This window comes from Streptomyces uncialis (assembly GCF_001905345.1).
Classification (GTDB): Bacteria; Actinomycetota; Actinomycetes; order Streptomycetales; family Streptomycetaceae; genus Streptomyces; species Streptomyces uncialis.
Window position 1 is genome coordinate 156922 of record NZ_LFBV01000008.1, and the last position, 15282, is coordinate 172203.

Genomic DNA, 15282 nt, shown 5'->3' on the forward strand with positions numbered 1-15282 from the left:
GTGTCCGCCCCGGAGAACCGGAAAAGATGTCCTTCGCCATGAGCCCAACCGCCCCAACCGCCCCGTCCACCCCACGCGCCCCACGCGCCCCAAGAACCGTGGTCGCCGTCCTCGGGGCGGGGGCCCTGATCCTGCTGGCCGCCCTCACCGGCGCCGCCCCCGCGCAGGCCGCCACCCCGGGCGAGGCCACCGGGCCCACCGGGCAGAAGCTGACCGTCTCGAACACCCGGGGCGTCGACCCGGACGGCGAGAAGGTGACCGTCACCGGCACCGGCTACGACCCCGCCAAGGGCGTCTACCTCGCCGTATGCGAGATCCAGGGCCGGGGTGAGGCGCCGAGCCCGTGTCTGGGCGGTGTCGACATGTCGGGCGGCTCCGGTTCGCAGTACTGGATATCGAACAACCCGCCCGCGTACGCCAAGGACATCGTCAAGCCCTTCACGGTGACCGGCGGTCTCGGCGGGTTCACCCTCGAACTGACCGTCAGGGCGAAGGACAGCGGCGCCGACTGCTCGCAGAAGGCGTGCGCGGTCGTCACCCGCGCCGATCACACGCACGGGGCGGACCGCGAGCAGGACGTCATCGTCCCGGTGGAGTTCGGGGCGGGCGCGGGACCGGGTCCCGAGGTCGCGCCCGGCACGGTCCGGCACAGCGAGATCCGCCGGATCACCGCGCCCTCCGGCGGCAACCAGGCCGTGGCCGTCGACTCCGCCGCGCGGCGTATCCACGTCAGCAGCGGCGACCTGGACGAGTACCGGCTGACCACGTACGACTCCGTGACCGGTGCCATGGTCGGGGACCCGGTCCCGCTGCCCTCGGCGGCCACCACGATGGAGTTCGACCCGGCGACCGGCTTCCTGTACCTCGCGCTGTCCGACCGGATCGCCACCTACGACACCCGGGGCGGCGGGCTGGAGGACCACCGCACGCCCGAGGGCATGACGGGCATCCAGCACATCGCCCTGGACCCGGTCGCGAGACGGCTGCACGTGGCCTCCCAGAACCGGACGGTACGGGTCTTCGACGTCAAGGCGGCCCAGCGGGCCGGGAAGTGGCCGCAGGTCGGCACGACGGTCACGCTGCCCGCCCCGCCGCGCGGTCTCGCCGTCGACCCGGTGACCAACCGCGGCTACGTGACATACATCCGCAGCGCCATGGTCGGCGGAAGCGTCTCGATCCAGAACGTCCTCACCACCGTCGACGGCGCCACCGGCGAGGTGGCCGCCGACCTCACCCTGGGCACCGGCGGACTCGGCAGCACCGGGGTCACCGTCGACCCCACCACCGCCACCGCGTACGTCGCCCAGATCGGCGCCAACGCCGTCTCGGTGGTGGACCTCAGGAAGAACGAGGTCACCGGCTCGATCGCGGTCGAGGGCAACCCCCGGGTGCTCGCCGTCGACCCGGAGACGCGGACGCTGTACGCCGCGCAGAGCCTGACCCAGGCGATCGCCGTGATCGACCTCCGGCGTGCGGAGGTCGTGCAGAGCCTGCCCGCCGGTGACTACCCGGACGGGCTGACCGTCGACGGCTCGTACCACACGCTGTACGCGATCGCCGAGAGCAAGGCGCTACAGATCCAGCGGCAGGTCTCCCCCACCGTGACCGGGCGACCGCAGGACACCTCCGTGGCGGTCCGGGAGAAGGCGCAGTTCCGGGCTCTCGCGTCGGCCGACCCCGAGCCCGCGGTGAGCTGGGAGGTCAGCTCCGACCAGGGGAGGAGCTGGCGGACGGTGGCGGGCGCCACGGAGGCGACCCTGACGTTCGAGGCCACCGCCGAGCACCACGGCAACCGCTACCGCGCGGTGTTCTCAAACCCGGTCGGCAGCACCCGTACCGACACGGCGGAACTCACGGTGACCACCCCCGCCACCGAGCCCCCGACGACGGCCCCGCCCACGGACCCGGCGACCGAACCCCCGACCGAACCCGAACCGACCGACCCCGGCCCCGAACCCGAGCCCGAACCTTCGGCCGACCCCGGCCCGGACCCCACCCAGGGCGCGAACGGCACCGGCGGCACCGGCGGTACGTCCGGCTCCGGCGGCACGGTCGGCGGCTCCACCGGCGGCTCGACAGGCTCCGCGGGCTCCACGGGTTCCACCGGCTCGGCCACCGGGTCCCTCACCAGCTCCACCACCGGCGGACTGGCCGCCACGGGATCAGGCGCGCTGCCGTACGTGTGCGGGGCGCTCGCCCTCACCGGACTCGGCGCCGCGGCGGTCCTCGTCACGCTCCGCGGGTCCACCCGCCGGCGCCTCGCCCAGGCCATCGGTATGGGCCGCTCCCCGCGCGCCTGACGCGCGCACGGGGTGACCTCCGGGTTCCGGGTTCCGGCGACGGGCCGGACCCGTGGGTCACCCCTCCGCGATGACGACCGCCGAGGCGATCCCCGCGTCATGGCTCAGCGAGAGGTGCCAGGAGCGCACCCCCAGCGACTGGGCCCGCGCGGCGACCGTCCCGCGCACCCGCAGCCGCGGCCGTCCGTTGTCCTCCACGAACACCTCCGCGTCGGTCCAGTTCAGTCCCGGCGGCGCGCCCAGCGCCTTCGCCAGGGCCTCCTTCGCCGCGAACCGTGCCGCCAGCGAGGCCGCGCCGCGCCGTTCGCCGCTCGGCAGCAGCAGTTCCGCCGACACGAACAGCCGGTCCGCCAGCCCCGGCGTCCGTTCCAGCGACGCGGTGAACCGGTCGATCTCCGCCACGTCGATGCCCACCCCGATGATCACCCCGTCACCGTATCGGCCCGGCCCGCCCGGCCGCGTCCCGGACAGGGGACGGACGGACTCATTCCACCGTCACCGACTTGGCGAGATTGCGCGGCTGGTCGACCTCGTTGCCCCGGGCCGTGGCCAGCGCGCAGGCGAAGACCTGGAGCGGGACCGTCGTCACCAGCGGCTGGAGCAGCGCCGGGGTCGCGGGGACGCTGATCAGATGGTCCGCGTACGGGACGACCTCCGTGTCGCCCTCCTGCGCGATCACCACGGTCCGGGCGCCCCGGGCCCGGATCTCCTGGATGTTGGAGACGATCTTCCCGTGCAGCAGCGGTTCCCCCTGCGGCGACGGGACGACGACGACCACCGGCAGCCCGCGGTCCACCAGCGCGATCGGCCCGTGCTTCAGCTCCCCCGCGGCGAACCCCTCCGCGTGCATGTACGCGAGTTCCTTGAGTTTCAGCGCCCCTTCGAGCGCCACCGGGTACCCGACATGACGTCCCAGGAACAGCACCGTGTCCTGGTCCGCGAGGGACCGGGCCAGTTCCCGGACCGGTTCCATCCCGGCGAGGACCCGTTCGATCGCGCCGGGGACCCCCGCGAGGTCCCGGATCACCGAACGGATGCCCTCCGGGTCCTTGTTGCCGCGCGCCTGCGCCAGATACAGGGCGACGAGGTAGCAGGCGACGAGCTGGGTCAGGAACGCCTTGGTGGACGCCACCGCGATCTCCGGCCCGGCGTGGGTGTACAGCACCGCGTCGGACTCACGGGGGATCGTCGAACCGTTGGTGTTGCAGATCGCCAGCACCCGGGAACCCTGTTCACGGGCGTGCCGCAGGGCCATCAGGGTGTCCATGGTCTCCCCCGACTGGGAGATCGCGACGGTGAGGCTGCGGGCGTCCAGGATCGGGTCCCGGTAGCGGAACTCGCTGGCCAGCTCCACCTCGCAGGGCAGCCGGGTCCAGTGCTCGATGGCGTACTTGGCGATCAGACCCGAGTGGAACGCCGTCCCGCACGCCACGATGACGACCTTGTCGATCTCCCGCAGCTCCCGGGCCGGGATGCGGATCTCGTCCAGGGTCAGCGTCCCCTCGGGGCCGATCCGTCCGAGGAGGGTGTCCGCGACCGCCCTGGGCTGCTCGGCGATCTCCTTGAGCATGAAGGACGGGTAGCCGCCCTTCTCGGCGGCCGACGCGTCCCAGTCCACATGGTAGGAACGCACCTCGGCGGGCCGTCCGTCGAAGCCGGTGACGGTGACCCCGTCCCGGCGGAGCTCCACCACCTGGTCCTGGCCGAGTTCGATCGCGGACCGGGTGTGGTCGATGAACGCGGACACGTCCGACGCCAGGAACGCCTCGCCCTCCCCCACGCCCACCACCAGCGGGGAGTTGCGCCGCGCGCCCACCACCAGGTCCGGCTCGTCGGCGTGCACCGCGACCAGCGTGAACGCGCCCTCCAGCCGCCGGCAGACCCGTCGCAGCGCCTCCCCGAGGTCCGCGCCCGCCGCGTACTCCTCGGCCAGCAGATGCGCGACGACCTCCGTGTCGGTCTCCGAGCCGAGGGTGTGCCCGCGTGCCGCGAGTTCCGTCCGCAGGGCCGCGAAGTTCTCGATGATGCCGTTGTGGACGACGGCGACCCGGCCCGTGTTGTCCAGATGCGGATGCGCGTTGGTGTCGGTGGGCGCCCCATGGGTGGCCCAGCGGGTGTGCCCGATCCCGGTGCACCCGGTGGGCAGGGGCCGCTCCAGCAGGGCCTTCTCCAGATTGACCAGCTTCCCGGCCCGCCGGGCGGCGGCCAGCCCGCCGTCCGCGAGGAGGGCGACGCCCGCCGAGTCGTAGCCCCGGTACTCCAGCCGCCGCAGCCCCGAGAGCACCACGTCGAGCGCCGACTGAGACCCCACATACCCCACGATTCCGCACATAGGGGGCAGCCTACGCGCGGGGTGGCGCCCCGCTCGGCGTACCGCCGCCCGCTCCGCGCGCCCGGAGCAAGACGCCCCACCGAAGCCGGAGCCGGAGCCGGAGCGGGAGCGGGAGCCGGAGCGGGAGCCGGTGCCCGGCGGCCCGAAACGGACCAGGGCGGACAGGAGAGCGGACAGGCCCGGACCGGTGCACAGGGCATCCAGTGAGATAGCCCACGCTCCGTCCCCGCCGCCCAGCCCTGACAATGAACAGGTGATCTCCCCGGTCTCCCTGCCGCCCAGCGCCCCCCGGTCCCGGCCGGAGGCGTCCCCGTACCTCGATCTGACCCGGGCGGAGTGGAGCGCGCTGCGCGACAAGACCCCGCTGCCGCTCAGCGCCGCCGAGGTCGAGGGGCTGCGCGGACTCGGTGACGTCATCGACCTGGACGAGGTCCGTGACATCTATCTGCCGCTGTCCCGGCTGCTGAACCTGTACGTCGGGGCCACGGACGGGCTGCGCGGCGCGCTGAACACCTTCCTCGGCGAGCAGGGCTCCCAGACGGGCACCCCCTTCGTCATAGGGGTCGCCGGGTCGGTCGCCGTCGGCAAGTCGACGGTCGCCCGGCTGCTCCAGGCGCTGCTGGCCCGCTGGCCGGAGCACCCCCGGGTCGAGCGGGTCACCACCGACGGTTTCCTGCTGCCGATGCGGGAGCTGAAGGCACGCGGACTGATGTCCCGCAAGGGTTTCCCCGAGTCGTACGACCGCCGGGCGCTGACCCGGTTCGTCGCGGACATCAAGGCGGGCAAGGACGAGGTCACCGCACCGGTCTACTCCCATCTGATCTACGACATCGTGCCCGGGGAACGGCTCACCGTCCGCCGCCCCGACATCCTCATCGTCGAGGGCCTCAACGTCCTCCAGCCCGCCCTGCCCGGCCGCGACGGCCGCACCCGGGTCGGGCTCGCCGACTTCTTCGACTTCAGCGTGTACGTGGACGCCCGCACGGAGGACGTCGAACGCTGGTACCTCAGCCGGTTCCGGAAGCTGCGGGAGACCGCGTTCCAGGACCCGTCGTCGTACTTCCGCAAGTACACCCAGGTCTCCGAGGAGGAGGCCATGGAGTACGCGCGGACGACCTGGCGGACCATCAACAAGCCGAACCTGGTGGAGAACGTCGCCCCCACCCGGGGCCGCGCCACCCTCATCGTCCGCAAGGGCCCGGACCACAAGGTGCAGCGGCTCAGCCTGCGCAAACTGTGACGGGTGTGCCCCGACGGACGCGTGGTTATCGTGGGGCATGCTGCATCTGCGACTGATCACCCCGGCGGACCGCACGGACGGCGTGGTCGAGCTGATCGAGGCCACGGTCGGCACCACCCATCTCGCCGTGCTCAAGGGGGCCGCCCTCGACCCCCGGGGCGATGTCGTGCTGTGCGATGTCGCCCGGGAGGCCGGGGACGACCTGATCGGGGCGCTGCGCGAGGCCGGGATCGACGAGTGCGGGTCGATCGCCGTCGACGACATCGGACTGTCCCTGTCGAAACGCGCCGACCAGGCCGAGGAGGACGCCCCCGGCGAGGCCGCGGACGCGGTCCTGTGGGAACACCTCTCCGAGGTGACCCACGAGGAGTCGACGCTCACCGTCACCTATGTGGCGTTCCTGTCGGTCGCCACGATGCTCGCGGCGTGCGGGGTGATGCTGGACAACGCGATCCTGATCGTGGGAGCGATGGCCGTCGGTCCGGAGTTCGGTCCGCTCGCCGGGATCTCCACGGCGCTGGTCCAGCGCTCGCCCCGGCTGGTGTGGCGGTCGCTGTGGGCGCTGCTCGCGGGCTTCGTGCTGGCGATGGCCGTGACCGTCGGCTTCGCGCTGCTGATGAACGCGCTCGGACTGTTCACCCGCGACATGATCGAGGCGCCACGGCCCGCGACGGCGTTCATCTGGCAGCCCGACTGGATGTCGTTCGTGGTGGCGCTCCTCGCGGGGATCGCCGGGACGCTGTCCCTGACCTCGGCGAAGTCCGGTGCGCTGATCGGGGTGGCGATCTCCGTGACGACGGTACCTGCGGCGGCCAACGCGGCGGTGGCGTTCAGCTTCAACGACTACGCCCAGTGGTCGGGTTCGACACTCCAGCTGCTCGCCAACCTCGGCGGCATCGTCCTGGCCGGCACCCTCACCCTGATCGCCCAGAAAGCCTTCTGGTCCCACCAGAGAAGGAACCTCCCGACCGCTTCCCCGGCCCCCCGCCGCTGAAGCCCGCACCGGGCGCGCCCCAGGTCATCACACCTGGGCAGTTCCCCGCGCCCCTTCGGGCGCCCCCTGAGGAGCCCAGGGACGGCGAGGAACCGCGCGAGCAACCAAGAGCCATCCACACCCGAACGCCAACCGGGAGGAACGCCCCCAAAGGGGCGCGGGGAACCGCGCACCCACCGAGCGACGACACAGGAACGAAGTACGCCCACCCGGACAGACCCCGCAAGCGCAAGCGAAGGCGGTCCGCGCAGAGGCGAGGAACCACGCGAGCAACCAAGAGCCATCCGCACCCGAACGCGAACCGGGAGGAACGCCCCCAAAGGGGCGCGGGGAACCGCGCACCCACCGAGCGACGGCACAGCAACGAAGTACGCCCACCCGGACAGACCCCGCAAGCGCAAGCGAAGGCGGTCCGCGCAGAGGCGAGGAACCGCGCAAGCAACCAAGAGCCATCCACACCCGAACGCGAACCGGGAAGAGCGCCCCCAAAGGGGCGCGGGGAACCGCGCACCCACCGAGCGACGGCACAGGAACGAAGTGCGCCCACCCGGACAGACCTCGGAAGCGCGAGCGAAGGCGGTCCGCGCAGAACCGCCCAGGTCACCCCAGGGAGGACTTGACCGCGTCCGCGAGCCGCCCGGCCACCGCACGCGCCTGGTCGATGTCGGCCGCCTCGACCATCACCCGCACCAGCGGCTCCGTACCCGAGGGCCGCAGCAGGACCCGCCCGGTGCTGCCCAGCTCCCGCTCGGCCTCGGCGACCGCCGAAGCGAGCTCCGCCGAGGTCCCGACCCGGGACTTGTCGACGTCCGGCACATTGATGAGGACCTGCGGCAGCCGCTCCATCACGGAGGCGAGATCCGCGAGCGTACGGCCCGAGCTGGCGACCCGCGCCGCCAGCATCAGCCCGGTCAGCGTGCCGTCACCGGTCGTCGCGTGGTCGAGGATGATGACGTGCCCGGACTGCTCGCCGCCGAGCGCGTACCCGTGCCGCTTCATCTCCTCCAGGACGTAGCGGTCGCCCACCGCCGTCTGGATGATCGCCAGCCCCTCCCGCTCCATGGCGAGCTTGAAGCCGAGGTTCGACATCACGGTCGCGACGACGGTGTCGGAACGCAGCCCGCCCTGCTCACGCAGCGCCAGCGCGAGGACGGCGAGGATCTGGTCCCCGTCGATCTCGGCGCCGGTGTGGTCCACGGCGAGGCAGCGGTCCGCGTCGCCGTCGTGGGCGATGCCGAGGTGGGCGCCGTGCTGGACGACGGCCTCCTTCAGCAGGCCGAGGTAGGTGGAGCCGCAGCCGTCGTTGATGTTGAGCCCGTCGGGCTCGGCACCGATGGTGATGACCTCGGCCCCGGCCCGCGCGAACGCCTCCGGCGAGACCCGGGCGGCGGCGCCGTGCGCCTCGTCCAGGACGATCTTCAGCCCGTCGAGCCGGTTGGGCAGCACCCCGATGAGATGGGCGACGTACTGGTCGAAGCCCTCGTCGTACGTCCTGACGCGGCCGACGCCGGAACCGGTGGGCCGCTGCCAGGGAGCGCCGGTGCGGTGCTCCTCGTAGACGGACTCGATCCGGTCCTCCAGCTCGTCGGCGAGCTTGTGGCCACCCCGGGCGAAGAACTTCACGCCGTTGTCGGGCATGGCGTTGTGGCTGGCGGACAGCATCACGCCGAGGTCCGCGCCGAGCGCGCCGGTCAGGTACGCGACGGCCGGGGTGGGCAGCACCCCGACCTTCAGCACATCGACACCGGCGCTGGCGAGGCCCGCGACGACGGCCGCCTCCAGGAACTCCCCGGACGCGCGCGGGTCCCTGCCGACCACCGCGACCGGGCGATGGCCCTCGAAACTGCCCGCCTCGCCGAGCACATGCGCCGCCGCCACGGAGAGTCCGAGCGCGAGCTCGGCCGTCAGATCCGCGTTGGCGACACCGCGCACGCCGTCCGTGCCGAAGAGTCGTCCCACTGGTGTCCTCCGAACTTTCGCGCCCGCACCGAAGGGGCGCCGGAAATCATCCGAACATACAAAGCTTGAGCGCCTGGAGCCGCCGCTCCGCCCGCCCGCCGCGAACCCACGGGTACACCCATATGACTACCCGGCCATATCAGCACACACGTATGCCGTTAGGTATATCGGCCCACGGTTCAGGACACCTGTATACGCCCCCGGGCGGTGATAGACGAACGCCCCGGCAGCACAGGGCGTGCCGCCGGGGCGAACGGGTGGTACGAGGCGCGGGTCCGCCAGGGACTAGCGCTTGCTGTACTGCGGAGCCTTGCGGGCCTTCTTGAGACCGGCCTTCTTCCGCTCGACCGCGCGGTCGTCGCGGCGAAGGAAGCCGGCCTTCTTGAGGGCGCCGCGGTTGCTGTCGACGTCGGCCTCGTTCAGCGCACGGGCGACACCGAGACGCAGGGCACCGGCCTGGCCGGAGACACCGCCGCCGGAGATACGGGCGACGACGTCGTAACGGTCGTCGAGCTCAAGAACCTTGAAGGGCTCGTTGACTTCCTGCTGGTGCACCTTGTTGGGGAAGTAGTCCTCAAGGGTGCGACCGTTGATCTTCCACTTGCCGGTGCCCGGGACGATCCGGACGCGGGCGATCGCGTTCTTGCGACGGCCCAGGCCCGCGGCGGGCTGGGGGTCGCCGAAGCGGCCGTCCAGCTCGTCCGACTCGGACGAGTACTCGCCGTCGACGGGCGCCTCGGACTCGGTGGTGTACTGCTCGATGTCGACAACCTCGGTCTCGTCGAGAGGCTGCTCAACAGTGGTCTCGGCCACGATTCTCCTCAGATTCTGTTCAGTCTTAGGGGTGGCCGGAACTACTGCGCGACCTGGGTGATCTCGAACGGCACCGGCTGCTGGGCAGCGTGGGGGTGCTGGTCGCCCGAGTAGACCTTCAGCTTGGACAGCATCTGACGGCCCAGGGTGTTCTTGGGGAGCATGCCCTTGACGGCCTTCTCGACGGCCTTCTCGGGGTTCTTGTCCAGCAGCTCGTCGTAGCGGACGGAGCGCAGACCGCCCGGGTACCCGGAGTGGCGGTACGCCATCTTCTGGGTCCGCTTGTTGCCGGACAGGTGCACCTTGTCCGCGTTGATGATGACGACGAAGTCACCAGCATCGACGTGGGGGGCATAGATCGGCTTGTGCTTGCCCCGCAGGAGGGTGGCGGCCGTAGTCGCCAGGCGGCCCAGGACGACGTCCCGGGCATCGATGACGTGCCACTGGCGGGTGATATCGCCGGGCTTGGGGCTGAACGTACGCACGGTTCGTAGCCTTCGCTTCTTCAGTGAATGGGTCCTGACAAGGCCACCCAGACGATCACGACAGCCCTTGCCGCACATCGGTGACGCAACCGAGTGCTTGCCGCTGGTCATCGGCCCGGTGGACCGGTGTAAGGGCCCCTCACGTGAGAATGAGCAAGCCAATACACATAACGAACCAACAGAATACCCGCCGCCACCCGGACGGGTCAAAATGACCTCCCCCGACCCGCAAAACCCCAGGTGAAAGCCCACGCCCCACACCCACGAGCCCCGCCCCGGACCCCGCCACGAGCCACCCGGGGGACGCCCGGAGGAGCCCCCCGGAGGGACGCGGGGAGCCACGCGCCCACGAGCGGCCCGCACCCGGACGGACACGTCCGGAACTGGAACCCCGGGACCGCGAAGCACCACAGGTACGCGCGGGACCCGAGGAGCCGGCGAGGGCCGGGCGGCACCCCCCAAGGCGCCCCCGCCAGGAGTAAGTAGGATGCCCCGCATGACCTTTGGGCAGGGGGAACCCCCATGGGGTTCCGGGGGATCGCACACACCGTGGAACCAGGGACAGCCCGGGAACCAGGGACAGCCGGGGCACCAGGGACAGCCGGGGCACCAGGGACCGGGCCAGGGCCCCGACAGCGGTCCCACCCCGGACTGGGCCGCGCTCGCGGAAGCCTCCGCGGCCCGCACCCGCCGCAAACGCCTGCTGATGATCGGCGGCAGCGTCCTCGCCACCCTGGCGATCGGCGCGGCCGTCGCCGTGGCGATCGTCAGCACGGACAACGGCGACAAGGACGACGCCTCCCCCACCGCCCTGCCCACCGCGTCGGACCTGCCGAGCGACACGACCCAGCCGGTCCCCTCCTTCGCGGCGACCACCCCGCCGCCCCCGCCGGACCCCAAGGACTTCATCTCCAGCGCGGCCAAGGACAAGGCCCCGATCAGCCCCGGGAGCCTCTTCCCCGGCTCCCAGCTGACGATGGGCACGGAGGTGTACAAGAAGGGGGCGACGGGCTCCACCACGAACTGCGCGAGCGTCGCCCGCGGTGATCTGCGCCAGGTCCTCAGCGGCAACGGCTGCACCCGGATGATGCGGGCGACCTACGTCAAGGGCAAGAACGCCGTCACCATCGGCGTCGCGCTCTTCGACACGGAGGCCAAGGCCCGCAAGGCCAAGGAGCAGGCGGACAAGGGCAATCTGCTGTCCCTCAGCGGCGCCGGGGTCTCCGGCTTCTGCAACACCGTGGTGTGCCGCACCACCGCGAACTCCTACGGCCGGTACGCCTACTTCACGGTCGCCGGCTGGACCAGCGGCAAGAACGTCACCGCGAAGGACAGCACGGTCTACCGCACCGGGGACGACGTCGCCGAGTTCGCGTTCCAGCAGATCATCCGCCGGGGCGAGGCCCAGGCGTCGGCCGCCGCCGAACAGCCCCTCTGACCCGCCCGGCCCGGCTCCCGTACCGCCCCCGCCCGGCCCCGTTACCGTCCCCGGCGGGTCAGCAGCACCCGGCCCCGGGCAGCGTCCGCTTGTTGCGCGCCGCGCGGCTCCGCTCGGCGAGCAGCTCGTCGGCGGGGTACGCGACCTCCTCCAGGGTGAGTCCGTGCGGTCGCACCACATGCACGGCGGAGTCCCGGACCCCCGCGGCCAGCACCTTCGCGGGCCACTCGGGGCCCCGGTGCCCGTCGCCCACGAACAGCAGCGCGCCGATCAGCGAACGCACCATGTTGTGGCAGAACGCGTCGGCCCGGACCGTCGCGGTGACGACCCCGTCGCTCCCCCGGGTCAGGAAGAGTTCCTGGAGGGTGCGGATGGTGGTGGCCCCCTCACGCCGCTTGCAGTACGCGGCGAAGTCGTGCTCCCCGACGAGCCCTCGGGCGGCCTCGTTCATCGCGTCCACGTCGAGCGGCCAGTCGTGCCAGAGGACGTGTCCGCGCAGCAGCGGATCGACGCCCCCGGGGTGGTCGGTCACCCGGTACGCGTACCGCCGCCAGATCGCCGAGAAACGGGCGTTGAACCCGGCGGGGGCCTCCTCGGCCCGCCATACCCGGACATCCTTCGGCAGCCGCCCCGCGAGCCGCTTCAGCAGCTTCTCGCGGTGCTCCTCCCACACCCCGGCGGCGATGTCCACATGCGCGACCTGGCCGCGCGCGTGCACCCCCGCGTCGGTCCGTCCGGCGACCGTCAGCTCGTACGAGCGGTCCCCCGAGCGGGTCACCGTCCGCAGCGCGTCCTCGATCTCGCCCTGCACGGTCCGCCGGCCCCCGGCCTGCTTGGCCCAGCCGGAGAAGTCCGCACCGTCGTAGCCCAGGTCCAGCCGCACCCGGACGAAACCGGGCTCCACCTCGTCGCTCACACCCTCATCCTCCCAGCTCACAGAGTCACGGACGTATGACAGCCGAAAGCGGGCCCGCCCCGCAGGGGGCGGACCCGCTTCTCGCACGCGCGAGCGTCAGGCGTCCTTGGACTCGCCCTCGGCGTCGGCGGGCTTGGCGTCCTCGACGGCCTCGTCGGACTTCGTCTCGGGGGCGTCCTTCTTCAGGGCGTCCTCCTTGACGGCACGCTTGGTGGCCGCCTCGGCCTCACCGGTGGCCTCCTGCGCCACGGTCAGGGCCTCCACCAGCTCGATGACCGCCATGGGCGCGTTGTCGCCCCGACGGTTGCCGATCTTGGTGATACGGGTGTAGCCACCCGGGCGGTTCTCGTAGCGCGGGCCGATCTCCGTGAAGAGCGTGTGCACGATGCTCTTGTCGGTGATGACCTGGAGCACCTGACGGCGGTTGTGAAGGTCGCCCTTCTTCGCCTTGGTGACCAGACGCTCGGCGTAGGGCCGCAGACGGCGGGCCTTGGCCTCGGTGGTCGTGATACGGCCGTGCTCGAACAGCGCCTTGGCGAGGTTCGCCAGCAGCAGCTTCTCGTGCGCGGCGCTGCCGCCCAGACGGGCACCCTTGGCGGGCTTCGGCATGGTGTTTCTCCTTGTGTGCTGCACCGGCCGTGTCAGGTACCGGTGACAGTTCCCGTGGGGCGGCTGCCCCGCGGAAGTCCGTCGGGCCGACGGATCGGCCCGGCGTCACGCACCGGCGGGGCGCCCGGAGAACCGGGCACCCCGCCGGACGGCGACTAGTACTGCTCGGTCTCCACGAACCCGGCGTCCGCGTCGTCGTCGGCGCCGAAGGCGTCGGCGGCGGCGGTCGGGTCGAATCCGGGCGGGCTGTCCTTGAGCGCGAGGCCCATACCGGCCAGCTTCGCCTTGACCTCGTCGATGGACTTGGCGCCGAAGTTACGGATGTCCAGCAGGTCCGCCTCGGACCGCGCGACGAGCTCACCCACGGAGTGGATGCCCTCACGCTTGAGGCAGTTGTAGGACCGGACCGTGAGCTCCAGCTCCTCGATCGGCAGCGCGAGATCGGCGGCGAGGGCGGCGTCCGTCGGGGACGGGCCCATGTCGATGCCCTCGGCGTCGATGTTCAGCTCGCGCGCGAGACCGAACAGCTCGACCAGGGTCTTGCCGGCCGACGCCATGGCGTCACGGGGACGCATGGCCTGCTTGGTCTCGACGTCGACGATGAGCTTGTCGAAGTCGGTGCGCTGCTCGACGCGGGTCGCCTCGACCTTGTACGTGACCTTGAGGACCGGCGAGTAGATCGAGTCGACCGGGATACGGCCGATCTCCTGGCCGACCTGCTTGTTCTGCACGGCGGAGACATAGCCGCGGCCGCGCTCGACGGTCAGCTCCATCTCCAGCTTGCCCTTGCCGTTGAGCGTGGCGAGGACGAGGTCGGGGTTGTGGACCTCGACACCGGCCGGGGGCGCGATGTCGGCGGCGGTGACCAGACCCGGGCCCTGCTTGCGCAGGTACATCACGACGGGCTCGTCGTGCTCCGAGGAGACGACGAGCTGCTTGATGTTGAGGATCTGGTCGGTCACGTCCTCCTTGACACCCGGCACGGTGGTGAACTCGTGCAGGACCCCGTCGACGCGGATCGACGTGACCGCCGCACCCGGGATCGACGACAGGAGCGTACGGCGCAGGGAGTTGCCGAGGGTGTAACCGAAGCCCGGCTCCAGCGGCTCGATCACGAACCGGGAACGGAACTCGTCGACGACCTCTTCGGTCAACGACGGACGCTGAGCGATCAGCATGAGGAAATCAGATCCTTCTGTCGTGGACGCCCGCTATTTGACGTCCGACGGTTACTGCGTACGACAAGGGTACGGGCGACACGCCCCAGCGAAGGGTGGCATGTCGCCCGAAGTCCCACATCGACCACAGATGCGTAACGCACCTGAGGTCAGACACGCCTCCGCTTGGGCGGACGGCAGCCGTTGTGCGGAGTCGGGGTGACGTCCTGGATGGAGCCGACCTCAAGACCGGTCGCCTGAAGCGAACGGATCGCGGTCTCACGGCCGGAGCCGGGACCCTTGACGAAGACGTCCACCTTGCGCATGCCGTGCTCCTGCGCGCGGCGGGCGGCCGACTCGGCGGCCATCTGCGCGGCGAACGGGGTCGACTTGCGCGAGCCCTTGAAGCCGACGTGGCCGGCGGAGGCCCAGGAGATCACGTTGCCCGTGGGGTCCGTGATCGAGACGATGGTGTTGTTGAACGTGCTCTTGATGTGCGCGTGGCCATGAGCGACGTTCTTCTTTTCCTTGCGGCGCACCTTCTTGGCAGCGCCCTGACGACCCTTGGGGGGCATCTATATCTCCTACGGGAGGTGGTCGGTCCTACAGCGAAGACCGCTTACTGGCGTCCGCTGCGGACTACTTCTTGCCCGGCTTCTTCTTACCGGCGATGGCGCGACGCGGGCCCTTGCGGGTGCGGGCGTTGGTGCTGGTGCGCTGACCGTGGACGGGCAGGCCACGGCGGTGGCGCAGACCCTGGTAGCAGCCGATCTCGACCTTGCGGCGGATGTCGGCCTGCACCTCGCGACGGAGGTCACCCTCGGTCTTGAGGTTGTTGTCCACGTACTCGCGGATCTTGACCAGCTCCTCCTCGGAGAGGTCACGAACGCGGGTGTTCGGGTTAACACCGGTCTCGGCCAGCGTCAGCTGCGACAGGGTCCGGCCGATGCCGAACACATAGGTGAGGGCGACCTCCACACGCTTTTCACGCGGGATGTCAACACCGGAAACGCGTGCCATTCAATGGCTCCAGTTTGAG

General features: G+C 71.1%; 14 protein-coding genes. 4 read left to right on the forward strand and 10 right to left on the reverse strand.

From position 1 onward, the window contains the following. Nucleotides 1-38 precede the first annotated feature (38 nt). Nucleotides 39-2300, forward strand: coding sequence for an endoglucanase (locus AB852_RS27115; protein WP_178391127.1), 2262 nt, complete (start codon nt 39-41; stop codon nt 2298-2300). Between the two features lie 57 nt (nt 2301-2357). Here the strand turns inward: AB852_RS27115 and AB852_RS27120 are convergent, their stop codons facing one another. Both AB852_RS27120 and glmS read right to left on the reverse strand, forming a co-directional pair. Beyond that, complete coding sequence (locus AB852_RS27120; protein WP_073792850.1) at nt 2358-2726, reverse strand: holo-ACP synthase; 369 nt, start codon at nt 2724-2726, stop codon at nt 2358-2360. 58 nt (nt 2727-2784) lie between these two features. After that, nucleotides 2785-4632 carry a glutamine--fructose-6-phosphate transaminase (isomerizing) gene (gene glmS / locus AB852_RS27125; protein WP_073792851.1) on the reverse strand — a complete coding sequence of 616 codons (1848 nt, stop codon included), beginning with the start codon at nt 4630-4632 and terminating at the stop codon, nt 2785-2787. 253 nt (nt 4633-4885) lie between these two features. Here glmS and coaA point away from each other — a divergent pair, with 253 nt between their 5' ends. Together coaA and AB852_RS27135 are read left to right on the forward strand one after the other, a co-directional pair. After that, nucleotides 4886-5872, forward strand: coding sequence for a type I pantothenate kinase (coaA, locus tag AB852_RS27130; protein WP_073792852.1), 987 nt, complete (start codon nt 4886-4888; stop codon nt 5870-5872). A 37-nt stretch (nt 5873-5909) separates the two neighbouring features. Then, on the forward strand, nt 5910-6866 hold the full coding sequence (locus AB852_RS27135) for a DUF389 domain-containing protein (protein ID WP_073792853.1): 957 nt from the start codon (nt 5910-5912) through the stop codon (nt 6864-6866). A 600-nt stretch (nt 6867-7466) separates the two neighbouring features. On the opposite strand, the gene glmM is transcribed toward AB852_RS27135, so the two are convergent. The 3 genes from glmM to rplM form a co-directional block, all read right to left on the reverse strand. Then, complete coding sequence (gene glmM / locus AB852_RS27140) at nt 7467-8825, reverse strand: phosphoglucosamine mutase (RefSeq protein ID WP_073792854.1); 1359 nt, start codon at nt 8823-8825, stop codon at nt 7467-7469. Nucleotides 8826-9110: 285 nt separating this feature from the next. Then, complete coding sequence (rpsI, locus tag AB852_RS27145) at nt 9111-9638, reverse strand: 30S ribosomal protein S9 (protein ID WP_073792855.1); 528 nt, start codon at nt 9636-9638, stop codon at nt 9111-9113. Nucleotides 9639-9679: 41 nt separating this feature from the next. Continuing rightward, nucleotides 9680-10123: a 50S ribosomal protein L13 gene (rplM, locus tag AB852_RS27150; protein WP_073792856.1), complete on the reverse strand. Its 444-nt coding sequence runs from the start codon at nt 10121-10123 to the stop codon at nt 9680-9682. Nucleotides 10124-10619: 496 nt separating this feature from the next. On the opposite strand from rplM, the gene AB852_RS27155 reads away from it, so the two are divergent. Continuing rightward, nucleotides 10620-11561, forward strand: a complete 942-nt coding sequence (locus AB852_RS27155) for a hypothetical protein (RefSeq protein ID WP_073793075.1) — start codon at nt 10620-10622, stop codon at nt 11559-11561. Nucleotides 11562-11619: 58 nt separating this feature from the next. Here the strand turns inward: AB852_RS27155 and truA are convergent, their stop codons facing one another. From truA to rpsM, 5 genes are all read right to left on the reverse strand, one after another. Then, the gene (gene truA / locus AB852_RS27160; RefSeq protein ID WP_073792857.1) at nt 11620-12477 is read right to left on the reverse strand and encodes a tRNA pseudouridine(38-40) synthase TruA; all 858 of its coding nucleotides are present in this window, start codon (nt 12475-12477) and stop codon (nt 11620-11622) included. A 96-nt stretch (nt 12478-12573) separates the two neighbouring features. Beyond that, nucleotides 12574-13086: a 50S ribosomal protein L17 gene (gene rplQ, locus AB852_RS27165; RefSeq protein ID WP_073792858.1), complete on the reverse strand. Its 513-nt coding sequence runs from the start codon at nt 13084-13086 to the stop codon at nt 12574-12576. 155 nt (nt 13087-13241) lie between these two features. Next, complete coding sequence (locus tag AB852_RS27170; RefSeq protein ID WP_073792859.1) at nt 13242-14264, reverse strand: DNA-directed RNA polymerase subunit alpha; 1023 nt, start codon at nt 14262-14264, stop codon at nt 13242-13244. A gap of 149 nt (nt 14265-14413) precedes the next feature. Beyond that, nucleotides 14414-14818, reverse strand: coding sequence for a 30S ribosomal protein S11 (gene rpsK, locus AB852_RS27175; protein WP_003948617.1), 405 nt, complete (start codon nt 14816-14818; stop codon nt 14414-14416). A gap of 64 nt (nt 14819-14882) precedes the next feature. Then, a complete protein-coding gene (rpsM, locus tag AB852_RS27180; protein WP_073792860.1) occupies nt 14883-15263 on the reverse strand; it encodes a 30S ribosomal protein S13 in 381 nt (126 codons plus the stop codon). Nucleotides 15264-15282 lie beyond the last annotated feature (19 nt).